The following is a 21,267-nucleotide window of genomic DNA, read 5'->3' as shown; positions in this document are numbered from 1 at the left end:
TATCTCAATATAATCAAGCAAATAATCCCCAGAGAAAGTTGCATCCCAGCGCTTCTTGCCGATCTGGAGAATTTGCTGTAGACCTCGCTTCAGGCCCAATTGGTCGAACCAGTTTGCGAGAAAAGGCTGGGAACGCCTTGGGGAGGAACCTTTGTGTCGCCTTTTGGCGATGCATGTCGCAGGCGAACCATAGAGACGAGTTGGGAAGGACAGACCATGCATCTTTCGACGCACAACTGGATGCGCGCGGAACCCTTGGAGACGACGCTCAAGCGCATCAAGAAATTCGGCTATGAGTCGATCGAGATTTCCGGCGAGCCCGAGCAGTACAAGACCAAGGAGACCCGGGCGTTGCTGAAGGAGCATGGTATTCGCTGCTGGGGCGCGGTGACCCTGATGCTGGGCGAGCGCAACCTTGCCGCCAGGAACCAGGGCCAGCGCGAGCGTTCCGTTCAATATGTCAAGGACGTGCTGACCATGGTCAGCGAACTCGATGGCGAGATCATCACGCTGGTTCCGGCGACCGTCGGCAAGGTTGTGCCTGACGGGACCGAAGAAGAGGAATGGAAGTGGGTCGTCGACGCCACCCGTGAATGCTTCACCCACGCCAAAAAGGTCGGCGTCAAGATCGCGGTAGAGCCGCTCAACCGCTTCGAGACCTATCTGTTCAATCGCGGCGCCCAGGCACTCGCTCTGGCCGACGCGGTCAGCCCCGAATGCGGCGTCTGCCTCGATGCCTATCACATCCACATGGAAGAATTTAACGTCTATGACGCGATCCGGCAGGCCGGAAAGCGCCTGTTCGACTTCCATGTCGCCGACAACAACCGGTTTGCCGCCGGCCTCGGCCAGATCGACTGGCCGAAGATCGTCGCCACCTTGCGCGAGATCGGCTACGACGGCGCGCTGACCAACGAGTTCGTCGCGCCCGTCGACCGGACGCCGGCAGCCCCCTATCCCGACATGGTCGAGCGCAATCCGGTCGACATCTCGCCCGAGCAGCTGAAGTTCATCCAGGACCACGGCTCCAGCGTGCTCACCGAGAAATTCTACACCGACCAGATGCGCATCAACGCCGAAACGTTGCTGCCGCTGATCAAGTAGTCGACTGCCTCTGGGAAATTCGCCCTTCCGCCCTGACCGGCGGCGGGGCTGGGGAAGAATATGCGTATCAAGTCCGTCCAAGCCTGGTGGATCCGCGTTCCGATCGAAGCCGCTCGGCAGCACCGCAGCGACTTCGGTCAGGTGACGACCTTCGACGCCGCCATCCTGCGCATCGAGACCGATGACGGGCTGGTCGGCTGGGGCGAAGGCAAGAACGCCGCTGGCAGTGCCGGCAGCTACGGTGCGCTCGTCCACATGCTGAACCATGAGGTCGGGCCGCAACTGGTCGGCCGCGATCCGGCCGACATCGGCGTCATATGGGAGATGCTCTACAATGGCGTGCGCCACGACAGCGCCGCGCGTGGCGGCCACGCCATGCCGCAACTGGCGCGGCGCGGCATGAGCATCGCCGCCATCAGCGCCGTCGACATCGCGCTGTGGGACATTCTTGGCAAATCGCTTGGCGTTCCGGTCTGGCGGCTGCTCGGCGGCCGCAAGCTCGATCGCATGCCGGCCTATGCGTCCGGCGGCTGGGCAGCCGCCGACGCCATCGGCGAGCAGTTGAAGTCCTATATCGCCAAGGGCGGTTTCAAGGCACTGAAGATGCGCGTTGGCGCCATGGATGGCGCGGCACACATTTCCGCCACCCGCGTGCGGGCCGCACGGCAGGCGCTCGGCCCCGATGTCGAACTGATGGTCGACGCGCACGGCACCTACACGGTGGCCGAGGCCAAGCGCTTCATCCACCTTGTCAACGATTTGGACCTCGCCTGGTTCGAGGAACCTATTATCGCTGACGACAAGCCCGGCATGGCTGAAGTGCGGGCGTCAGGTGCCGTCCCGATCGCCACCGGCGAAAGCGAGGCGACACGCTATGCCTTCCGCGACCTTGCCGTGCTCAAAGCCGCCGACATCTTCCAGCCTGATCCCGCTTTCTGCGGCGGCATCAGCGAGGCGATGAAGATCGGCACCATCGCCAGCGCCTTCAATTTGCGCTTTGCACCCCATTTGTGGGCCGGCGCGCCCTGTTTTTTCGCAGGCTTGCATGTCTGCGCCGCCTCGCCGTCGAGTTTCACCGTCGAATATTCGCTTGGCGCCAACCCGATGATCCATGATCTGGTCGAAGAGACTGTCGAAGCCAGGGACGGTATGATAGCGATCCCGGAAAAACCGGGTCTGGGATTCACCATTTCGGAGCGGTTCCTGGAGGCGCACGCGCAACGCGGTTGACGATGAAAGAAAAGAACCTCCTCGCAGAACTCGCTGCCTACCTGTTCTCCCATTCGGACAAGGAGAGCGGCCGAACGCCTTCGGAACGCGAACTGGCGGAGCATTTCGCCGTCAGCCGCGGTCAGATCCGCGAGGCGCTGGCCATCCTGGAGGCCATGCGCATCGTCGAGCGTCGAGCCAAGTCCGGTATCTACATCGACACCAAGCAGGCCAGTGTGGAGGCCATGGCGCTTTTTGCCCGCGCAGGCCTGCCGCTCGACCCGATCCAGATCTACGAGACGGTCGAACTGCGCAAGATCCACGAGATCAAGGCGGCCGAACTTGCCTGTTCGCGCGCCACCGAGGAGAATTTCGAGCGGCTGCGCGAAATCCTGAAGGCTTCGGAAGAGCGCATCGCCGCCGGTGAAGGGCTTGCCAGGGAAGACCGCGAATTCCACCTCGAAATCGTGCGCGCCACCAAGAACAGCGTCTTCCACAATGTCTGCAGCGTCTACTACATGATGGGCGAGCAGCGCCTGCCGATCTATTTCAACGACCCCGAGCGCAACCTGCGCTCGCATGCCGAGCATATCCAGATCTATGAGGCGCTGCTGCGCCGCGACGGCAATCTCGCCCAGGCGCTGATGAGCGCCCATCTTCAAGGGGCTGAGAGCTACTGGAAAGGCCTGATCGAGGGCCATGGCGAGGAGCCGCAAAGCCCGGCGCTCGAAAGAGCCTGACCGACATGGCCCGTATCCTCACGACCCACGCCCTGCACCCGCGCGCCTCGGCCATGCTCTCAGGCGCCGGCGAACTCGTCGTCGCCTCCGCCATCGATCCGGCCACGCTGGCCGCCGAGGCTAAAAATGCCGAGATCGTCATCGTGCGCGCGCCGCTGCCACCACAGCTTTTCGACGGCGCAAAGCTGCTGAAGGCGGCAATCCGCCATGGCGCCGGGCTCGACATGATCCCCATGGAAGCAGCGACCGTCGCCGGCGTGCTGGTGGCGAACGTGCCGGCGGTCAATGCCCGCTCGGTTGCCGAGCACGTCATGTTTGCGGCGCTTGCTTTGCTGCGCAATTTCCGCGCCGTCGACCGCGACCTGCGCACCAAAGGCTGGCTCGCCGGCCGCGAGCACGCCAATTCCAACATCGAGCTTGCCGGCAAGACGATCGGCATCGTCGGCCTCGGTGCCGTCGGCCAGGCGGTCGGCCATATCGCCGCGCACGGCTTCGACTTGAAGGTGGTGGCAACGACGCGCAGCATGCAGCCGGCGCCGGACAAGGTCGGCTTCCTGTCGATCGACGCGCTGGTCGAGCAGAGCGACATCATCGTGCTCTGCTGCCCGCTGACGCCGGAAACGCGCGGCCTGATCAACCGTGAGCGGATCGCCCGAATGAAGCCCAATGCGCTGCTGATCAACGTGTCGCGCGGACCGGTCATCGACGACGACGCGCTGATCGAGGCGTTGCAGAAACGCCGTATCGGCGGCGCCGCGCTCGACGTGTTTGCGACGCAGCCGCTGCCGTCGAATCATCCCTATTTCGGCTTCGACACTGTCATCATCACGCCGCACATGGCCGGGATCACCGAAGAATCGATGATGCGCATGGGCGTCGGCGCGGCGGGTGAAGCCTTGCTGGTGCTGGCCAACAAGCTGCCGGTCAATCTGCGCAATCCGGAAGTGGTCGATCACTACCGGCGGCGGTTTCCGGAGAGCCTGTAACACATCGCGGTTTCGCCCCAATTCTCCGCGACGTTGAGAGCCATGTCCGATCCACGCCTCGCATCCCTGGTAGCCGTCGTGTGTTCGCTCTGCGCCATGCCGTCATTCGCGGCCGAAAGCAGCTATGTCTATTGTGACAACGGGCTGCGCTGCTTCAAGGCGCCCTGCCCATCGAACAGCGCGCTCGACCTTGGCACCGGCACGATCATCAAGGGCGTGTCGATCGACCCCAGCGGATTGCCGCAGGCCGACAAGGCGATAACCGATCTTTCCGACGCGCTTTATGCCGGCAAGATCGTCGTCAGAGGCTCGATCGAGCACCGCACCCAGACGATCACCGGCAAGGAGCACAATCTCCCCTGGCTGGTCGCGACCCATATTGTGCGGACCGCCAAGGACAGCGAACGCAAGCACTGTTCGTCGCGCTGATAGGCAGGTCAGCCCTGGTCACGCGCCAAGCAGCTGTTCTATTTCAGCAGCAATCCGCAGCAGGCGCCGGTCGTGCCCGTTGCGCGCCACCAGCATCAATCCGGCGGGCAGCGCCGTGCCCGGCATCGGCAGCGAGATTGCGCAGAGATCGAACTGGTTGGCGACCTGCGTGTTGCGCAGCAGCAGGCCTTCGGTGCGGTCGCGCAACTCGGCATCGTCAGACATCGAAACGATGGTCGGCGCCGTCACCGGCGTGGTCGGCAGAGCCAGCACATCGACCGATGCCAGCCGCTCGTCCATGGCGGCGACGAGCGCTGTGCGGCGGCGCATTGCCCTGATGTAGACAGGCGTCGGCAGCATTGCCGCCCGCGACAAAGGTCCGCTGACATGCGGGTCGACCGGCACCGAAGCCCCTGTCGCCAGCCAGTCGGCATGCACTTCGGCCCCTTCCATCGCAGCGATCGAACCCCGCTTGGTGGCAGCCCGCATATCGGCAAGCAGATCGTCGATCGACAGGTCGGCGATCCGCGCGCCCGTCTGTTCGATCTTGCCAAGGCAGCGGTCGAACGCGGTCGCCACCTCGTCTTCCGTCTCTTCGAAAAGAACGCCGCGTGGAATGCCGACGCGAAGCCCTGCAAGGGCAATCGGCGTCAGCGCGGTCGGCACTTCACCGGCCATTACGGCGTCGGCGGCGGCACATTGGGCGACGGTTCGGGCAAGCGGACCGATCGAGTCCAGCGTGGCGGACAGCGGGAACGCGCCGGCAAGAGGCACGCGCCGCGCAGTCGGCTTGAAGCCGACGACACCGTTGAGTGAAGCCGGAATGCGTATCGAACCGCCGGTGTCGGAACCGATCGATATTTCGCTCGTCGCCTCACCGACCGAGACGCCGGCGCCTGAGGAAGATCCGCCCGGAATGCGGCTGGCGTCCACGGCATTGCCGGGCGTGCCATAGTGCTGGTTGTCGCCGATCGCGGTGAAGGCGAATTCGGTCATGTTGGTCTTGCCGATAATGACCGCGCCGGCTTGCCGCAGCCGGCTGACGATCACGGCATCGCGCAGCGGAGGTGCTGCGGTCCTAAGCATCAGCGAGCCAGCCGTGGTTGGCTCGCCGGCGACATCGAACAAATCCTTGATCGAGACGATGGTGCCGTCGAGCGGCCCTAGCGTCACACTTGCCCGCTTGCGGGCATCGCTGGCATCAGCCGCGGCCCGTGCGGCTTCGGCATAGAGCTTCGTGAACACGCGCTCTTCGCCGGCACGGGCGGCGAGGCGCGCGAGAATGGTTTCCAGATGATCACGAACGGATTGCATTTTCGGTGTCGGACTCCGAACGCCTTGAACGTCCTTGGGGCATGGCTTGCCGAGACTTAACCCGGCGCAGGCGGTTTTGCACCCTGTCTAATGCGAGGAAAATCCGATGCTCTACAAAGGCAGCTGCCACTGCGGCAAGGTCGCCTTCGAATTCAAGGCCGAACTGACGGGCGCCTTGCGGTGCAATTGCTCGATCTGCTCGCGCAAGGGCGCCCTGTTGTGTGCCATCCCGCACGGGACCTTGCAGGTCCTGGCCTGGGGCGACGATCTCGGCACCTACACATTCGGCAATCATGCCATCGCGCACCGGTTCTGCCGGGCCTGCGGCATCCATCCCTTTGCGGAGGATGTCCGCGAAGGCAGCGAACGCAGTGCCTACATCAACATCAACTGCGTGGCCGATCTCGACCCCTCGACCCTGTCGGTTTTCGATTTCGACGGGCGGTCGGCCTGAGTTTGTTCGCCCCTGCCATCACAACGGCGCCGGCCCGAAAGCCGTGATGGTTCTCGGGCCGACGCGCAGTGTCAGGGAAGCCTGATTGCGGCCAGGCTACTCGGCCTGCTTCGGGCCGCGCAGGAACACAACGATGGCCGCCAGCAATGTCGCGGCGCCGCAATAGGCGAAGGCACTGGCGACGCCGGTGTGGTCGACCAGCAGGCCACCGAAGACGGCGCCGAGCGCGATCGCCACCTGGAACGTCGCCACCATCAGTCCGCCGGCACTTTCTGCCTGATCGGGCGCGGCCCGCACCAGCCAGCTCTGCAGCCCGACCGGCACCGCGCCGAAAGCAAAGCCCCAGACCGCGACGTCGGCAGCGGCGATCGTCGGCGAAGCCCCGAAAATCAGCATCGAGGCGGCGGCCATTGCGATCAGCAACGGCGCCAGCGCAACGGCTGCCTTGAGGCTGCGCTCGGCCAGGATGCCGCCGGCGACATTGCCGAAGAAACCGCCAATGCCATAGGCCAGCAGCACCAGCGAGATCGTCTCGATGTCGAGCACGGGCACCTTCTCGAGGAACGGACGGACATAGGTGAAGCCGGCAAAGTGTCCCGAAGCGACCAGCAGCACGACCAGCAGCGCCACCCTGATCGACGGACGCTTCAGCACGTCGAGCAAGGTGCGGAAGCTTGCAACACCCACGGGAGGCAATTTCGGAATGGTGGCCAGTTGCACCAACAGTGCCAGGGCGGCGACGACGGTCGCAATCATGAATGCCGTGCGCCAGCCCCAGATGTCACCAACGTAAGCGCCGACCGGCGCCGCGCAGACGGTCGCCAGCGAGACGCCGGTCAGGATGATCGACATGGCGCGCGGCATCAATCGCATCGGCACCAGCCGCAGCGCCATCGCTGCCGACATCGCCCAGAAGCCGCCAAGTGCTACGCCGAGCACGACACGGGCAAGCAGAAGCACGGGCAGCGATGAGGCAAAGGTGGCCAGAAGATTGGACAGGATCAGGAATACGGTCAGCATCCACATCACCAGCCTGCGATCCATACGCCTGGTGATGATGGCCATGGTGGGTGCGGCAATGGCTCCGACGATCGCGGTTGCCGTCACCGCCTGTCCGGCCACGCCTTCGCTGACGCCGAGATCACGCGCCATCGGCGTCAGCAGGCTGGCGGGGAGAAATTCAGCGGTGACGAGGCCAAAAACACCAAGTGCCAGCGAAACAACGGCGCCCCAGGCCGGCTCGGTTCGTTCGTCGGAGTCCGCAGGGTTCAAAAGTGTGGCGTCGATGACGCCTGTCGCCTGTTCGGCCATGGTCAGTCTCCGAGTTGTTTTGCAGCGCAGCATTTGGCTGCAACGCAACATAGGGAGTGACCACCTGGAGCTTCCATGCTAGAAACCCCATCATGCTTGACAATTCGTCCAAAATTCCGATCACTGGCGACCCGCTCACCGACATTTTGCGTGGCTTGCGCCTCGATGGCGTCGAATACGGCCGCTTCGAACTGAAGGAACCCTGGGGCATTCAGTTTCCAGCCCAGCCAGCGGCGCGGTTTCATTTCATCGGCCGCAAAGGCTGCTGGCTGAAGCAGCCATCCGGCGAATGGGTGGAACTCAAGGCAGGCGACGCGGTGCTGCTGCCGCGCGGTGCGGCGCACGTGCTGGCCAGCGAGCCCGGCGCCCAGGCCTGGCCGATCCACGGCTACGAAGTCGAGGAGGTCTGCAAGGACGTCTACTGCACGTCGAACGAAGGCATGTCGGAATGCTGCCGGCCGGGAACCCTGTTGTTTTGCGGCAGCATGTACTTCAATCTCGATGGCCTGCACCCCCTGCTCGGCATGATGCCGGATGTGATGCGCACGCATGAGTTGGAAGCCTATGAGCCCGGCATTCCGCATCTGCTGGAATCGATGGAGCGTGAGGTGACGATGGAGCGCGTCGGCTCCGGCGGCATCCTGGCGCGGCTGGCCGACGTACTGGCCGCCACCGTCATCCGCTCATGGGTCGAGCGCGGCTGCGGCGACGCCTCCGGCTGGATCGCCGCCGTCAGGGACCCGGAAATCGGCCGCGTGCTGGCCGCCATCCATCTCGAGCCAAACCATGACTGGACGGTCGAGTCGCTGGCCAGGATGATGGGCGCCTCGCGATCGGGATTTGCCGATCGCTTCGCCACCATCGTCGGCGAAACCCCGGCAAAATATGTCACTCAGGTCAGAATGCATCAGGCACGGCAATGGCTGGTCCGCGACCGGATTAAGATCTCCGTCGTTGCGGCGCGTCTCGGCTATGAATCGGACGCCGCCTTCAGCCGCGCCTTCAAGCGCGTCATCGGCTCGGCGCCCAGCCATCTCCGGGCCGAGGAACAGGCCGATATCCGCCAGGCCAGCTGACGCACAGGGTTCCGAACTCAGCTTGACAAAGGCAGCACCCAGTTCGGCGGTCCCGGCAGTTTTTTTGCCGGCAGCTTTTCGCGATAGGAATTTTTTCTTGACTCGGTGACCTCAGCTATGCTACATTTTTGCCCATGGTGCTGATTTGCGCCAGTGACCCGCCGCACAGGTGGGTTTTGCGTTTGATGCTACGTCAGCCGACGCCCCGGCGGAGGAACCCGTTGGCCCGAGTTTGTTGCCCCTGAGCTGACGCATGGAGGCCGTGACGGACTGGTGATTCCAGGCTAGAGAAATCAGCATGGTTTTCACCTCGCCCAAGACTGCCTTCCCGGCCTCGGACGGTCCGCTAACCGACATCTTGCGCGGATTGCGGCTTGATGGCGTCGACTATGGCCGCTGCGAACTTTCAGACCCATGGGCCGTGTTGTTTCCTGCCCAGAAGGCAGCAAGGTTTCACTTTATCGGCCGCCGCCAATGCTGGCTGTTTTCGCCAGCCGGGGAATGGATTGAGCTGACACCCGGCGATGCATTGCTCTTGCCGCGCGGTGCCGAGCATGTCGTTGCCAGCGCGCCTGGCATTCCGGCCGTGCCGATCGAAAGCTACACTGTCGAGCCTTTGCAGGACAATGTCTTCAATGTCTCGAACGGCGGCCACGGCCCGAAAACCTTGCTGTTTTGCGGCAGCATGCACTTCAACCTGGACGGGTCGCACCCCTTGCTGGGCATGATGCCGGACATGATGCGCGCCAAGGAATTGATGGCTGGCGAGCCAGGTATTCCGCATCTGCTGGAAGCCATGGCCGGCGAAATCACAATGAACCGGGCCGGCTCTGGCGGCATGCTGGCGCGACTGGCCGACGTGCTGGCTGCAAGCATCATCCGTTCCTGGGCAGAAAACAGTGGCGGCGACACCAGGGGCTGGATCGCGGCGATCAAGGATCGCGACATCGGCCGCGTACTTGCCGCCATTCATCTGCAACCCGACAGGAACTGGACCGTCGAAGCGCTCGCGCGCGAAATGGGCGCCTCGCGATCGGCCTTCGCCGAACGCTTCACGGCCATCGTTGGCGAAACACCGGCGAGATATGTCGCCCACATACGCATGCACCAGGCGCGGCAATGGCTGATCGACGATCGGATGCGGGTATCAGTGGTCGCCGCCAGACTGGGTTACGATTCCGAAGCGTCGTTCAGCCGGGCGTTCAAGCGCATCATAGGCATCGCGCCCAGCCACCTGCGCACTGTCGACAGCACCTCCGAAAACCGCTGAGGCGATCCCGGATCCGCGGCCGTGGATTGCCGGGTCTGGATGAATTGCCGGGTCTGGATGATTTGCCAAGCCTTCCGGACGCAATGCCATTGCCGGGCCACCCGCATGCAATAGCTTGCCAGAACCAAGCAGCGAGAGGCCGGCGTCCAGTCGGTCCGAAGAGGAGAACCAATGCCAAATTATCCGAAGGTCATCGCACTCGCCGTCATGCTTGCGGTTCCCGGGCGCGCCTTTGCCCTCGAGGACAGCTACCTGCCGGCCGACAAGATCCCCTATGTGGCGGAAGTACCCGACCAGCCGCATCGTCTTGGCCCATTGTGGGGCGAGCGGGCCAAGGGCCCGGCAGGCACGTTGCTGAAGGTTCCCGGCAACTGGCGTGCACCGGTCCATGCGCATACCGCGGATTATCGCGCGGTGGTCATAAAGGGGCTGTGGGCGCACTGGCAGATGGATGGCGGCGAGGCGACCAAGGTCGAACTGCCTCCTGGATCCTATTGGACCCAGAAGGCCGATGAGATGCATGACGACGCCTGCGTCTCCGACACGGAATGCGTGATCCTGCTGATCAACGACACGCCCTACGAAACCTACTTCCAGAAATAGGCTGGGATGCAGCCTATGAGGCGTGTCGCAAGCTGACGCCGCTGCCCTTGTCGAACAGCACCACCTTGTCGGGGTTCCAGGCAAAGCGCACCGCCTGCTCGATGGCGACGTCAGTCCTGGCCGGCACGGTGGCACGCAGCGTCGCGTCGCCGACGCGCAGCGTCAGGATCTTTTCGACGCCGTGATTCTCGACGTCGTGGACGCGCGCCTCGACCGGCGCGCCGCTCTCGAGATAGACGTCCTCGGGACGAATGCCGAAGACGAGCGGGCGACCGTCGGTCGCCGCACCCGCCTTTAGCCCCCCAAAAGTCTTGGCGCCCTGCGAAAAAGGCAGTTCGAAGTTCAACGGAGCCATCACCGCGCGGCCGTTCACAAGCTTGCCGTCGATGAGGTTCATCGGCGGCGAGCCGACGAAGCTTGCCACATAGGTGTCGCGCGGGTTGTTGTAGATCTCGTGCGGCGTACCGGTCTGGACGATGCGGCCATGGTTGAGCACGCCCACCTTGTCGCCCATCGACATCGCCTCGATCTGGTCGTGGGTGACGAACAGGAAGGTGGCGCCGAGCTGCATCTGCAGGTTCTTCAGTTCAGTCCGCAGCGCCTCGCGCAGCTTTGCGTCGAGCGCCGACAGCGGCTCGTCCATCAGGAACACACGCGGCTTGCGCACGATGGCGCGGCCGATCGAGACGCGCTGCATCTCGCCGCCGGACAGCCGATCCGTCTTGCGGTCGAGCAGATGCTCGATCCGCAGCGTACGGGCGGCACGGTCGACGCGATCCTTGATCTCGGCGTCGGGCAGCCGGCGGATTTTCGGCTTGAGCGGGAATTCTAGATTTTCGCGCACCGTGTAGCGCGGATAGAGCGAATATTGCTGCAGCACCAGCGCCACGTCACGCTCGGCCGCACCCCAGTCGGCGACATCGACGCCGTCGATGAAGACCTGGCCTTCGCTCGGCTTTTCCAGGCCGGCGATAAGCCGCAGCGTCGTCGTCTTGCCGGCGCCCGTCTCGCCCAGCAGCACGAAGAACTCGCCATCGGCAATATCAAGATCGAGCCCGGTGAGCGCAGTGTGGTTGCCGAAGGTCTTCGAGATGTTCTTGAGCTGGATATGGGCCATCAGAGTCTCACCTCAAGCGACTTGCCGCTTGCCTTGTCGAAGAAGTGCGCCTGGGTCGGGTCGATCCTGGCGAAGACCCTTTCACCGGGTCCGGCAACGAAGCCGCTCTTGGTGCGGGCCCGCAGCAACTCGGTTCCCACCTTGAGATCGACGATGTCGAAGGAGCCGAGCGGCTCGACGATATGCGTGTCGACAGGCACGAAGCCCTCGGTTGCCTCGCGCCGAATGAGCACGCCCTCCGGGCGGATGCCCAGCGCGAGCTGCCGCCCGGCATGGCCGTTGAGCTTCGACAGCAATGCCTGCGGAAATTCGAAGCCGGAAGCCGCGCCGCCGACCGTTACCGAGACCGCGGATCCGGTCTCGGCGACTGCGGCATCGGTGACATTCATCACCGGGCTGCCGACGAATTGCGCCACGAACAGATTTGCCGGCTGCGAATAGACCTCGTCGGGCGTGCCGACCTGCTGCAAGACGCCTGCGTGCATGATGACGATGCGGTCGGCCAGGCTCATGGCCTCGATCTGGTCGTGCGTGACATAGATGGTGGTCGAGCCCTGCTTGATGTGCAGCCGCTTGATTTCCGCGCGCATCTCCTCGCGCAGCTTGGCGTCGAGCGCGCCGATCGGCTCGTCCATCAGCATGGCCTTCGGCCGCCGCACCAGCGCCCGGCCGATGGCGACGCGCTGCATGTCGCCACCCGAGAGCGCCGACGGCTTCTTGTCCAGCAGGTCGGTGATCTGCAGCGTCTTGGCGACGGAGCGAACCTCGCTGTCGATCTCCGTCTTGCTCTTGCGCGTGGCACGCAAGGGGAAGGCGATGTTCTCGTAGACGCTCATATGCGGATAGAGCGAGAACGACTGGAACACCATGGCGATGTCGCGGTCGGCGGCCTTCAAATGCTGTACCGGCTTGCCGTCGATGAAGATGTCGCCCTCGTCGATGGTTTCCAGCCCGGCGATGGCGCGCAGCGTTGTCGTCTTGCCGCAGCCCGACTGGCCCAGCAGCACGATGAACTCGTTGTCGGCGATCTTGAGGTTCAGGTCCTTGATGACCTGGACGGCGCCGAAGAATTTCTGGACGCCGCGAAGCTCGATCTGGGTCAATGCTGTGCTCCCGGATTGCGCACCTGGCCGGTGCCGGCCTTTTCCTCGGGCGCGATCTTGGAGGTTACGTTGAAGCCGACGAGTCCGATCAGGATGATGGTCAGGCCATAGGTGTGCAGCAGCATGCTCCAGGGCTGGCAGAGCGCGATGATGCCGAGCACCATCAGGATCTGCGATCCGGGCTCGAGGTATTTCTGGTTGATGGCGCGAAAACTCATTTGCGGATCGCTCCGAAGGACATGCCGCGCAACAGATGGTTGCGAAGCAGGAAGGTGAAGATGGCGACCGGCAGCAGGAACAGGAAGGTTCCGGAGGCGATCACCGTCCAGTCCGGCAGGCCCGAACCGACCTGGCTCGGGATGAAGGGAGGCGCGGTCTGGGCGCGGCGGTTGGTCATGATCAGCGCAAAGGCGTATTCGTTCCACGCGGTGATGAAACAGAACACGGCGGTGGCGGCGATGCCCGTGGCGGCCTCCGGCAGCACGATCTTGAAGAACGCCTCCATGCGCGTGTAGCCGTCGACAAGCGCTGCCTCCTCATACTCCTTCGGGATCTCGTCCATGAAACCCTTCATCAGCCACACGGAGAAGGACAGGTTGAAGGCGGTGTAGAGAATGATCAGGCCCAGATGCGTGTCGTTGAGCCCGACTGCCCGGTACATCAGGAACATCGGAATGGCGACCACCACCGCCGGCAACATGCGCGTCGACAGGATGAAGAAGAGCAGGTCCGCCTCCCCTTTCACCTTGAAACGCGAGAAGCCATAGGCGGTGAATGTCCCCATGCCGACCGCCAACACCGTCGAGGTGATGGCGATGATGAGCGAATTCAGGAAGCGGCTCGGATATCCCGACCATTGCACCTGGCCCTTGCCGTCGCGCACGATCTTCTCGCCGCCGTCGAACACGACGCGCTCCCACCACGGCGCGGCGGCATATTCTTCGGCCGACGGCGGGCTGCGCAACTGTGAGCGCTTTGTGAAAAGTTTGACGAAAGGCGAGATGGTCGGCTCGAACATCACGGTCGGCGGGATCGTCGTGGCCAGGTTGCGTGGCTTGAACGAGGTCGCCACGATCCAGTAGATCGGCGCCAGGAAGATGATCGTCACCAAAAGAACGGCGACAATAGCGACCTTGTTGAGCGCCCGTTCACCCGAAGTCTGGACGGCCGCCATCTCAGCGCTCCTTAACTTTGTTGAGGTATTTCACATAGATGTTGGTGATCGCCAGCACCATGATCAGCACGATATAGGCAAGCGCGCAGGAGCGCCCTGTCTGCCATTCCTGGAAAGCCATCTTGTAGAGACGGATGGAAATCACCTCGGTGCTCGGCTGCGTCGAGAGCACATAGGCAAGATCGAAAGTCTTGAAGGCTTCCATGGTGCGGAAGATGACCGCGATCATCAGGATCGGCGCGACCAGCGGCAGCGTGATGCGGAAGAAGGTATAGAACGGCCCGGCGCGGTCGATCGCGGCAGCTTCATAAAGATGCTTCGGCACCGCCGAAAGCCCGGCGAGCGACAACAGCATGACGAAGGGCGACCACATCCAGATGTCTGTGAACGCGACCGCGTAGAGCGCCATCTTCGGATCGCCGAGCCATTGGAATTTGCCGAGGTCGAGCACGTAGTTGATGACACCCCAGGACGGATCGTAGAGCAGTTTCCAGAACAGGCCGACCACCGCCATCGAAAGCATCATCGGCAAGAGCAGCAATGTCGTGATCAGGCCCTTGAGCGGAATGGTACGATTGAGCAGCATCGCCGTTCCAAAGCCGACGACAACCTGACCGACGACCGAGACGATGACGTATTTCGCGGTCACCGCGAAATTGTTCCAGATATAAGGGTCGCTGAGGAGTTCGCGATAGTTCTTCAGTCCGACGAAATTGGCCGGCGCATTGGTCGACGCGCGGAAGTCGGTGAAGGAATAGCCGAGCGAATAGATCAGCGGAAAGATGTTGAAGACGATCAGGAACACGATCGTCGGGATGATGAAGAGGTTGCGTATCGAAATGTCGCTGAGGCCGCGAGAGGCGGCTCTGGAGGAGGTATTCAGCGGTGTGATCATTGTGGTCGCCAAGACCTGCTCCCATTCCTGAAAAAGAAAACGGAGGAGGCACGGGCCTCCTCCGCACTACATGTCGGTTATTGGCCGCGGCCGTATTTCTTGAACGTGGCGTCCCAATCCTTCGCCAGCGCATCCAGCATTTCCTTGGCCGTACCATCGCCGTTTACGATGTACGGATAGACACGCTGGTTGAGCTGCTGCAGCAGTTCCGCATATTCCGGCACCGCCCAGAAGTCCTTGACCTTGAACATCGTGTCGTAGAAGGCCTTGTTGTAGGGCGTGGCGTTCTGGAACTCGGCCGATTCCAGCACGGCCTTGTTGCAGGTGTAGCCGCCGAGGGCTGCCCACTTCTTCTGCGTATCGTCCTGGATGAACCACTTCAGGAATTTCATCGCCTCTTCCTTGTTGTTGGAATAGGAGACGACGGAAATGCCCTGGCCGCCGAGCGCGGCGAATTGCTCACCACCTGGACCTGCCGGGTTGGCGAAGAAGCCGGTGTTCTTGGCATGCGGGTTCGACGCCTCGTTGATCAACGAGGGGAAGAAGGCGAAGTAGTTCATGCTCATCGCCGCCAGGCCTTCGGTGATGGCCTGGTTGTTCTCGACGAAAAAGGCGTTGGTCCAGCCCGGAGGCGTGAAGCCGAACAGCTTGCGGTAGTTTTCTGCCGCGGCTACCGCCTTGTCCGAGTTGATGATGCCGTCGACCTTGTAAGTGCCGAAGTCGCCGAGCTCACCGCCATACGAGAACAGCGCGTTCTCGAAGCCCATCGCCAGGCCGTCATACTGGTTCTGGGTGTAGATGGCGATGCCGTAGCGGTTCTGGTCGGGCCTATTGAAGAACTCCGCGATGTCGGTCATTTCCTTGAAGGTCTTGGGAACGGCAAGTTCGTAGCCATACTTGGCCTTGAACGCTTCCATTTCCTTCGGGTCCTCGAACCAGTCCTTGCGGTAGGCCCAGCCCACTGCGTCGCCCTCGGCCGGGATCGACCAGTATTTGCCGCTGTTGCCGGGATATTCGGAGTAGAACTTGACCGTCGCCGGAGCCATCTTGTCGAGAACCTGGTTCTCTTTGACGAAGTCCGTGAGGTCGACATAGTGACCGCCCTCGGAGGCGGCACCAAGCCATTGCGAGTCGCCGACGACCAGGTCATAGGCGCTGCCCTTGGCGTTGAACTCGGTGAAGGCCTTGGTCTGGAAATCGGCCCACGGGGTGGTTTCCACCGTGATCTTGACGCCGGTTTGCTTCTCGTACTCGTTGCCGAGTTCCTGCAGATAGTTTGCGGGATCCCATTCAGCCCAGAAGATGGTGAGTGACTTTTCCTGCGCGTAAACGGACGTTCCGCAGGCAAGCGTTAAGCCGATACCAGCAAGTACGCTGGTCACTAACTTGCGCATAATGATTTCCTCCCTTGTGCGCGTTCTACCTTATCGTGCGAGCCGGCAACGTGGCCGGCCCTGGTAGTTCCTCCCGTGATCGCACCTTTCCGGTTTCGAGCCTCCTCGCCCCGCCGGAAAATGGATCGCAGCCCTCACTTTCGATCCGCATTTCTGATCCAATCTGGTATTACCAATTTTGCATGCACGTCAAGCCCTTTCTTGGCAGCTTGACATGGCCATTGCCATGGGATTCCCGCTTTATCTGCCTGTTTTACCAAGATTTTCCTACTCAGTGATATGATTGGGTATTGTCCGATACTCCACCCAACGGCTAAGATCGGTAGTGTGCATGCCAATCTGGTCGAACCAGTTAGGTTCTATTTCATGACTGCCTTCGGATCGAGGCTGCCTCCTTCATCGACCGATTCCGCGACTGCCGCACGCACCAGCGCCCCGGCCGCCCACTGTGCGACCGCCCTCGTCCGGCGGCTGTCCAGCCCCCAGATATCCTTGAGCACGATCAGCACCTCGACGCCGAAGATCAGCGACAGCGCCTGCGCCAGCCGCTTGAAGTCGCGCGGCGGCAAACGGCCCTTGAGCGGCGCGATCGCATCTTTCAGCAAGTCGATGCGATGGCCGCGCGTAAAGGCGGGCTCACCGCCCAGCGTGCCGGCCTGACGTCGCGCCCATTGATCGAGCGACAGCTTCAGTGCTGCCTTGAACGTGGCTTCGAAGGCCTCGATGCGCGGCATGGCCGTGTCGAACAGCTCCGCGACCCGGCGCTCGGCATTGGCGGAGGTCGATTGCCAGGTGAGGATCGGCCCCAGCCCCTCGTCGACCACCGCTTGCACCAGCACCGCCTGGCTCGGGAAGTAACGATAGGCGGTAGCGCGGGAAACCTCGGCGGCCTCGGCGACCTCGCTGACCGAAGGTGTGACGCCCGCCTGCATCAGCCTTGTTGCCGTCTCCAGCATCAGCCGTTTCGTCCGCGCGCGCGGCCCACGTTCGGGCACTGGACCGGTTGCCCGTTCAGCGTCGTCGATCGCAGCGGATTGTTGACGTGAGACATTCATGCCAATACGATACGCTCGTCTCAAAAATTTGCAATGGCGTCCGCATCGTCGAGCGGCCCGGGCAATGAGTGATGGAGGCGGCATCGCGCCTGCCAGGATTGGGAGAGCGCAATGAAGCGTATCTATGTGGTGGGTACCGCGGACACCAAGGGCGAGGAACTCGCCTTCCTGGCCGATGCGATCGCTGCTGCGGGCGCCCTCGTTAGCCGTGTCGATGTCGGAACGCGCGGCGCAACCATCCCCGTCGATATCAGCGCGAGGGAAATCGCCGACCATCATCCCGGCGGCCGTGACGCCGTGCTCGGCGGCAATGATCGTGGCGCCGCGGTCGCCGCGATGGGCATCGCCTTCGCCCGCTTTGCCCAATCGCGCAACGACATCGCAGCCATGATCGGCATCGGCGGCGGTGGCGGCACATCGATCATCACGTCGGGCATGCGCGCCCTGCCGCTCGGCTTGCCCAAGATCATGGTCTCGACGCTCGCCTCCGGCGATACCGCACCCTACGTCGACGTTTCCGACATCATCATGATGCCTGCTGTGACCGACATGGCCGGACTGAACCGGCTCTCCCGTGTCGTGCTGCACAATGCCGCCCAGGCGATATCGGGCATGGCGGCAAGGCCGGCGCCACCGCCCGACGGCCGGCCGTCGATCGGCCTCACCATGTTCGGCGTCACCACGCCTTGCGTGACCGCCATCGCCGAGCAGCTCCGTTCTAGATATGACTGCATGGTCTTCCACGCCACCGGCACAGGCGGCCGCAGCATGGAAAAGCTGGCCGACAGCGGCTTGCTGTCCGGCGTCGTAGACATCACCACGACCGAAGTCTGCGACCTGCTATTCGGCGGTGTGCTGCCGGCGACTGACGATCGTTTCGGCGCCATCGCTCGCACGGGGCTGCCCTATGTCGGCTCCGTCGGCGCGCTCGACATGGTGAACTTCTGGGCGCCTTCGACCATCCCGGAGCACTATCGCGATCGGCTGTTCTACGAACACAATCCGAATGTCACGCTGATGCGCACCACGGCGGACGAATGCCGTGCGATCGGCGAGTGGATCGGCACCAAGCTCGCCCGCTGCGGGGGGCCGGTGCATTTTCTCATCCCGGAAAAAGGCGTCTCGGCGCTCGACATCGAAGGCGGCGCCTTCTTCGACCCGGAAGCCGACGCCGTTCTGTTCGATGCCATCGAGCGCACCATCAAGCCCAACAGCAAGCGCCGCGTGACGCGCCTGCCGCTGCACATCAACGACCCGGAATTCGCAAAGGCTGCAACATCAGCCTTCCTCGACATCGCCAGACAGTGAGAGATATCAAAGATGCCCGCCATACCGCGCAAGGACATATTGAAGAAATTCAGGGGAATGATCGACAAGGGCGTGCCGATCGTCGGTGGCGGCGCCGGCACCGGCCTGTCGGCGAAAGCCGAGGAAGCCGGCGGCATCGACCTCATCATCATCTACAATTCCGGCCGCTACCGCATGGCCGGGCGCGGCTCGGCCGCCGGCCTGCTCGCCTATGGCAATGCCAACGAGATCGTCAAGGAAATGGCCTATGAGGTGCTGCCGGTGGTCAGACACACGCCTGTGCTTGCCGGCGTCAACGGCACCGACCCGTTCGTCATCATGCCGCTGCTGTTGGCCGAGCTGAAGACCATGGGCTTTTCCGGCGTGCAGAACTTTCCCACCATCGGTCTGTTCGACGGAAGCATGCGGCAAAGCTTCGAGGAAACCGGCATGGGCTTCGGCCTCGAGGTCGACATGATCGCCTCGGCGCACAAGCTCGATCTCTTGACCACGCCCTATGTCTTCAACCCCGACGAAGCCCGCGCCATGACAAAAGCCGGCGCCGACATCGTCGTCGCCCATATGGGTGTGACGACAGGCGGCTCGATCGGCGCCACGTCAGCCAAGTCGCTCGACGACTGCGTTCAGGAGATCGACGCCATCGCCAATGCCGCGCGCTCGGTGCGCAAGGATGTCATCCTGCTTTGCCATGGCGGCCCGATTTCGATGCCCGACGACGCCCGCTATATTCTCTCCCAGGCCAAGGGCCTGCACGGCTTCTATGGCGCAAGTTCGATGGAACGGCTGCCGGCGGAAGCCGCGATCGCCAAACAGACGGCCGATTTCAAGGCGGTGACACTTGGTGGTGACAAGACCACGAAGAAAAAGAAGGGATGATGAGACGATGACTGACACGAGCAAGGTATTTGTCTACCCGAAGGACGTCAGCGCCTTCGGCTTCGACTGGGGAAAATTGGCGCTGACGGTGGCGCCCGAAGTGAATGGCGCAACCCGCTTTTCCGGCGGTGTGGTGGACCTGCCTTCCGGCAAGGGTCACACGCGCCACAATCATCCGGGCGCGGAAGAAATCATCTTCGTCATCTCCGGTCATGGCGAGCAGATGGTTGAGGACGAAAAGGGCAATCCGGTGGTCGCAAAAGTCGGCCCCGGCTGCACCATCTATGTGCCGGAAAGCCGCTTTCATTCGACGCTGAACACCGGCGACGGGCCGATGCAGCTTTTCGTCGTCTATTCGCCGGCAGGGCCCGAACTGGTTTTGCGGGAATTACCGGACTTCAGGCTGGTTCCGGCGGGGCAGTGATCTTTCCTCCGTTCCCGCGTTTGCTGGGAGGCCCCCCTTATCCGGCCGCTTCGCGGCCACCTTCTCCCCAAGGGGAGAAGAGACGAGCATCATCGCCGGCTCCGACCTCTCCCCTCGGGGAGAGGTCGGATTGCCCCGAATTGCTCTTCGCTATTCGGATGGCAATCCGGGTGAGGGGGCAGCGCCCTTCAGTACCAGCTAGGCCGCACCACCCCTGTTCCATCCCCTGCCACGATCACCGAACATCACATAGCCGGTGTCGGTGACCGCCAGCGTGTCCTCCAGCTTGATGAAGCCGCGCGTCGGGTGGAGCATGGTTGTCTCCACCGAAAGCACCATGTTCTTCTCCAGCGGCTTGGCCGCATAGGTGCCTTCATAGGTGACCGGATGGTTCGTCATCAGGAACGGCGCTTCATGCGTGATCAGCCCCATGCCATGGGCGAAGAAATCCGTGTAGGGCGCGACCTTCGAAGCCTTCAGCACGCCCTCGGCATGCGAAATCATGTCGCCGCCCAGCGTGCCCGCTTTGACCTTGGAGAAGGCCGCCTGCTGCACCGTCTCGACCTCGGCCAGCAAATCTCTAAGTTCGGCATCCGGTTCGCCGAGGATGCCCATGCGGCAGAGGTCGCCGATATAGCCGTGATAATTGCCGCCGGAATCGATTGACAGCACCTCGCCTTTTTTCCACGCCTGCGGTGAAGCGGCGCGGTTGTGGCTGGAGCCCAGCGTCAGCAGGCAATATTCGAAATGAATGCCGCGATTGGTTTCCTCGCGCCGCAGTTGTTCGATCATCTCGCCCTTGGTCGTGCCTTCGCGCGCCCAGGCAATGGTCGCCAGCATGGAATCGGTGATCAGTTCGGAGGCCGTGCGCAGCTTCTCCAGTTCCGCATCGGTCTTGATGGCGCGCATGCGCTCCAGCATGTCGGTCGCGTCGATCAGCCTGGCATCCGGCAACGCCTTGCGGATCAGCGTATAGGCGTCCGACGGCAGGAAGCCAGGCTCGATGCCGATGCGGGCGCCGGCCTTGCCGATCTTCTGCAGATGCTCGACCGCAAGGTTGGCGGCGTCGAGCGTGCCCCAGCAGGCGGCGTGCAGCGTCGGCGTCCAGAACGGGTTGTTCTGATGTTCGCCGCCTTCCATGCGGTTGCCGATATAGGCGGCATGGTCCGGCCCACCCTTTTCGTAGACGACGATCGGCAGGTATCGGCTGTGGCCGATCGCATCCATGGCGGCGAAGAAGATGAACTTGTAGCCGCCCAGAAGATATTGCGTGTTGTGCTTGGAGGTGGCGAGCAGCACATCGATGCCGGCCTCCTCCATCAGCCGGTCGACCCTTGCCTGGTCGAACGGAATATTGCCGACGGCATTCTTGCCCGGAGCAATGTTCATCTCTCTCTCCCTGAATAGCCGGATCGCCGCAGTTCC

The 21,267-nt window shown here is 62.7% G+C and carries 22 protein-coding genes; 12 read left to right on the top strand and 10 right to left on the bottom strand.

Features of this window, described 5'->3' with window-relative positions:
* Window positions 1-216 precede the first annotated feature (216 nt).
* The 5 genes from NKH95_RS26530 to NKH95_RS26510 are packed head-to-tail and all read left to right on the top strand — an operon-like array spanning window position 217 to window position 4,468.
* The gene (locus tag NKH95_RS26530) at window positions 217-1,104 is read left to right on the top strand and encodes a sugar phosphate isomerase/epimerase family protein (RefSeq protein ID WP_023812461.1); all 888 of its coding nucleotides are present in this window, start codon (window positions 217-219) and stop codon (window positions 1,102-1,104) included.
* Window positions 1,105-1,164: 60 nt separating this feature from the next.
* The gene (locus tag NKH95_RS26525; RefSeq protein ID WP_023812460.1) at window positions 1,165-2,334 is read left to right on the top strand and encodes a mandelate racemase/muconate lactonizing enzyme family protein; all 1,170 of its coding nucleotides are present in this window, start codon (window positions 1,165-1,167) and stop codon (window positions 2,332-2,334) included.
* A gap of 2 nt (window positions 2,335-2,336) precedes the next feature.
* Window positions 2,337-3,053 (top strand): FadR/GntR family transcriptional regulator, encoded by a 717-nt coding sequence (locus tag NKH95_RS26520; protein WP_023812459.1) that lies wholly within the window; start codon window positions 2,337-2,339, stop codon window positions 3,051-3,053.
* Window positions 3,054-3,058: 5 nt separating this feature from the next.
* The gene (locus NKH95_RS26515) at window positions 3,059-4,039 is read left to right on the top strand and encodes a hydroxyacid dehydrogenase (protein WP_128304519.1); all 981 of its coding nucleotides are present in this window, start codon (window positions 3,059-3,061) and stop codon (window positions 4,037-4,039) included.
* 42 nt (window positions 4,040-4,081) lie between these two features.
* Window positions 4,082-4,468 (top strand): hypothetical protein, encoded by a 387-nt coding sequence (locus NKH95_RS26510; protein WP_128304520.1) that lies wholly within the window; start codon window positions 4,082-4,084, stop codon window positions 4,466-4,468.
* A gap of 18 nt (window positions 4,469-4,486) precedes the next feature.
* On the opposite strand, the gene NKH95_RS26505 is transcribed toward NKH95_RS26510, so the two are convergent.
* Entirely contained in the window at window positions 4,487-5,782 is a 1,296-nt protein-coding gene (locus NKH95_RS26505; protein WP_128304521.1) for an amidase, read from the bottom strand.
* A gap of 106 nt (window positions 5,783-5,888) precedes the next feature.
* Here NKH95_RS26505 and NKH95_RS26500 point away from each other — a divergent pair, with 106 nt between their 5' ends.
* On the top strand, window positions 5,889-6,236 hold the full coding sequence (locus tag NKH95_RS26500; RefSeq protein WP_023812455.1) for a GFA family protein: 348 nt from the start codon (window positions 5,889-5,891) through the stop codon (window positions 6,234-6,236).
* Between the two features lie 96 nt (window positions 6,237-6,332).
* Here NKH95_RS26500 and NKH95_RS26495 read toward each other — a convergent pair whose 3' ends face one another.
* The gene (locus NKH95_RS26495; protein WP_352893730.1) at window positions 6,333-7,547 is read right to left on the bottom strand and encodes an MFS transporter; all 1,215 of its coding nucleotides are present in this window, start codon (window positions 7,545-7,547) and stop codon (window positions 6,333-6,335) included.
* Window positions 7,548-7,639: 92 nt separating this feature from the next.
* On the opposite strand from NKH95_RS26495, the gene NKH95_RS26490 reads away from it, so the two are divergent.
* The 3 genes from NKH95_RS26490 to NKH95_RS26480 all read left to right on the top strand — a co-directional run bounded on the left by NKH95_RS26490 (window position 7,640) and on the right by NKH95_RS26480 (window position 10,496).
* The gene (locus NKH95_RS26490; protein WP_352612890.1) at window positions 7,640-8,623 is read left to right on the top strand and encodes an AraC family transcriptional regulator; all 984 of its coding nucleotides are present in this window, start codon (window positions 7,640-7,642) and stop codon (window positions 8,621-8,623) included.
* Window positions 8,624-8,921: 298 nt separating this feature from the next.
* On the top strand, window positions 8,922-9,893 hold the full coding sequence (locus NKH95_RS26485; RefSeq protein ID WP_352893728.1) for an AraC family transcriptional regulator: 972 nt from the start codon (window positions 8,922-8,924) through the stop codon (window positions 9,891-9,893).
* A 171-nt stretch (window positions 9,894-10,064) separates the two neighbouring features.
* Window positions 10,065-10,496 carry a DUF4437 domain-containing protein gene (locus NKH95_RS26480; protein ID WP_128304525.1) on the top strand — a complete coding sequence of 144 codons (432 nt, stop codon included), beginning with the start codon at window positions 10,065-10,067 and terminating at the stop codon, window positions 10,494-10,496.
* A gap of 13 nt (window positions 10,497-10,509) precedes the next feature.
* On the opposite strand, the gene NKH95_RS26475 is transcribed toward NKH95_RS26480, so the two are convergent.
* The 7 genes from NKH95_RS26475 to NKH95_RS26445 form a co-directional block, all read right to left on the bottom strand.
* A complete protein-coding gene (locus NKH95_RS26475) occupies window positions 10,510-11,613 on the bottom strand; it encodes an ABC transporter ATP-binding protein (protein ID WP_128304526.1) in 1,104 nt (367 codons plus the stop codon).
* Window positions 11,613-12,716, bottom strand: a complete 1,104-nt coding sequence (locus NKH95_RS26470; protein WP_023812449.1) for an ABC transporter ATP-binding protein — start codon at window positions 12,714-12,716, stop codon at window positions 11,613-11,615. Before NKH95_RS26470 ends, NKH95_RS26475 begins: the two co-directional genes overlap by 1 nt.
* Window positions 12,713-12,934: a hypothetical protein gene (locus NKH95_RS26465; protein WP_127293505.1), complete on the bottom strand. Its 222-nt coding sequence runs from the start codon at window positions 12,932-12,934 to the stop codon at window positions 12,713-12,715. The genes NKH95_RS26470 and NKH95_RS26465 overlap by 4 nt, the downstream gene beginning before the upstream one ends.
* Complete coding sequence (locus NKH95_RS26460) at window positions 12,931-13,890, bottom strand: carbohydrate ABC transporter permease (protein WP_013529496.1); 960 nt, start codon at window positions 13,888-13,890, stop codon at window positions 12,931-12,933. Before NKH95_RS26460 ends, NKH95_RS26465 begins: the two co-directional genes overlap by 4 nt.
* A gap of 1 nt (window position 13,891) precedes the next feature.
* Entirely contained in the window at window positions 13,892-14,797 is a 906-nt protein-coding gene (locus NKH95_RS26455) for a carbohydrate ABC transporter permease (protein WP_013529495.1), read from the bottom strand.
* 65 nt (window positions 14,798-14,862) lie between these two features.
* Window positions 14,863-16,179, bottom strand: coding sequence for an ABC transporter substrate-binding protein (locus NKH95_RS26450; RefSeq protein ID WP_127293507.1), 1,317 nt, complete (start codon window positions 16,177-16,179; stop codon window positions 14,863-14,865).
* A 359-nt stretch (window positions 16,180-16,538) separates the two neighbouring features.
* The gene (locus tag NKH95_RS26445; RefSeq protein WP_352893727.1) at window positions 16,539-17,234 is read right to left on the bottom strand and encodes a TetR/AcrR family transcriptional regulator; all 696 of its coding nucleotides are present in this window, start codon (window positions 17,232-17,234) and stop codon (window positions 16,539-16,541) included.
* A gap of 111 nt (window positions 17,235-17,345) precedes the next feature.
* Here NKH95_RS26445 and NKH95_RS26440 point away from each other — a divergent pair, with 111 nt between their 5' ends.
* Genes NKH95_RS26440 through NKH95_RS26430 form a run of 3 tightly spaced genes read left to right on the top strand, consistent with a single transcriptional unit; the run spans window position 17,346 to window position 19,842 of the window.
* On the top strand, window positions 17,346-18,542 hold the full coding sequence (locus NKH95_RS26440; RefSeq protein WP_352893726.1) for a Tm-1-like ATP-binding domain-containing protein: 1,197 nt from the start codon (window positions 17,346-17,348) through the stop codon (window positions 18,540-18,542).
* Between the two features lie 12 nt (window positions 18,543-18,554).
* A complete protein-coding gene (locus NKH95_RS26435; RefSeq protein WP_352761626.1) occupies window positions 18,555-19,418 on the top strand; it encodes a phosphoenolpyruvate hydrolase family protein in 864 nt (287 codons plus the stop codon).
* A 7-nt stretch (window positions 19,419-19,425) separates the two neighbouring features.
* Window positions 19,426-19,842, top strand: coding sequence for a cupin domain-containing protein (locus tag NKH95_RS26430; protein WP_352753833.1), 417 nt, complete (start codon window positions 19,426-19,428; stop codon window positions 19,840-19,842).
* 198 nt (window positions 19,843-20,040) lie between these two features.
* Here the strand turns inward: NKH95_RS26430 and NKH95_RS26425 are convergent, their stop codons facing one another.
* Window positions 20,041-21,231, bottom strand: a complete 1,191-nt coding sequence (locus tag NKH95_RS26425) for a M24 family metallopeptidase (protein ID WP_352893724.1) — start codon at window positions 21,229-21,231, stop codon at window positions 20,041-20,043.
* Window positions 21,232-21,267 lie beyond the last annotated feature (36 nt).

The sequence above is a fragment of the Mesorhizobium sp. M0848 genome (assembly GCF_040319805.1).
Taxonomy (GTDB): Bacteria; Pseudomonadota; Alphaproteobacteria; order Rhizobiales; family Rhizobiaceae; genus Mesorhizobium.
The sequence above is the reverse complement of the archived record's forward strand: the minus strand, read 5'-3'. Positions and strand labels throughout refer to the sequence as shown.

Bases quoted from the DNA above. Each gene is read 5' to 3' on its own strand.
- NKH95_RS26520 (WP_023812459.1), top strand. From the start codon at position 2,337: ATGAAAGAAAAGAACCTCCTCGCAGAACTCGCTGCCTACCTGTTCTCC.
- NKH95_RS26505 (WP_128304521.1), bottom strand. From the start codon at position 5,782: ATGCAATCCGTTCGTGATCATCTGGAAACCATTCTCGCGCGCCTCGCC.
- NKH95_RS26515 (WP_128304519.1), top strand. From the start codon at position 3,059: ATGGCCCGTATCCTCACGACCCACGCCCTGCACCCGCGCGCCTCGGCC.
- NKH95_RS26435 (WP_352761626.1), top strand. From the start codon at position 18,555: ATGCCCGCCATACCGCGCAAGGACATATTGAAGAAATTCAGGGGAATG.
- NKH95_RS26440 (WP_352893726.1), top strand. From the start codon at position 17,346: ATGAAGCGTATCTATGTGGTGGGTACCGCGGACACCAAGGGCGAGGAA.
- NKH95_RS26445 (WP_352893727.1), bottom strand. From the start codon at position 17,234: ATGAATGTCTCACGTCAACAATCCGCTGCGATCGACGACGCTGAACGG.
- NKH95_RS26465 (WP_127293505.1), bottom strand. From the start codon at position 12,934: ATGAGTTTTCGCGCCATCAACCAGAAATACCTCGAGCCCGGATCGCAG.
- NKH95_RS26525 (WP_023812460.1), top strand. From the start codon at position 1,165: ATGCGTATCAAGTCCGTCCAAGCCTGGTGGATCCGCGTTCCGATCGAA.
- NKH95_RS26450 (WP_127293507.1), bottom strand. From the start codon at position 16,179: ATGCGCAAGTTAGTGACCAGCGTACTTGCTGGTATCGGCTTAACGCTT.
- NKH95_RS26510 (WP_128304520.1), top strand. From the start codon at position 4,082: ATGTCCGATCCACGCCTCGCATCCCTGGTAGCCGTCGTGTGTTCGCTC.
- NKH95_RS26460 (WP_013529496.1), bottom strand. From the start codon at position 13,890: ATGGCGGCCGTCCAGACTTCGGGTGAACGGGCGCTCAACAAGGTCGCT.
- NKH95_RS26530 (WP_023812461.1), top strand. From the start codon at position 217: ATGCATCTTTCGACGCACAACTGGATGCGCGCGGAACCCTTGGAGACG.
- NKH95_RS26430 (WP_352753833.1), top strand. From the start codon at position 19,426: ATGACTGACACGAGCAAGGTATTTGTCTACCCGAAGGACGTCAGCGCC.
- NKH95_RS26495 (WP_352893730.1), bottom strand. From the start codon at position 7,547: ATGGCCGAACAGGCGACAGGCGTCATCGACGCCACACTTTTGAACCCT.
- NKH95_RS26485 (WP_352893728.1), top strand. From the start codon at position 8,922: ATGGTTTTCACCTCGCCCAAGACTGCCTTCCCGGCCTCGGACGGTCCG.
- NKH95_RS26500 (WP_023812455.1), top strand. From the start codon at position 5,889: ATGCTCTACAAAGGCAGCTGCCACTGCGGCAAGGTCGCCTTCGAATTC.
- NKH95_RS26425 (WP_352893724.1), bottom strand. From the start codon at position 21,231: ATGAACATTGCTCCGGGCAAGAATGCCGTCGGCAATATTCCGTTCGAC.
- NKH95_RS26475 (WP_128304526.1), bottom strand. From the start codon at position 11,613: ATGGCCCATATCCAGCTCAAGAACATCTCGAAGACCTTCGGCAACCAC.
- NKH95_RS26490 (WP_352612890.1), top strand. From the start codon at position 7,640: ATGCTTGACAATTCGTCCAAAATTCCGATCACTGGCGACCCGCTCACC.
- NKH95_RS26480 (WP_128304525.1), top strand. From the start codon at position 10,065: ATGCCAAATTATCCGAAGGTCATCGCACTCGCCGTCATGCTTGCGGTT.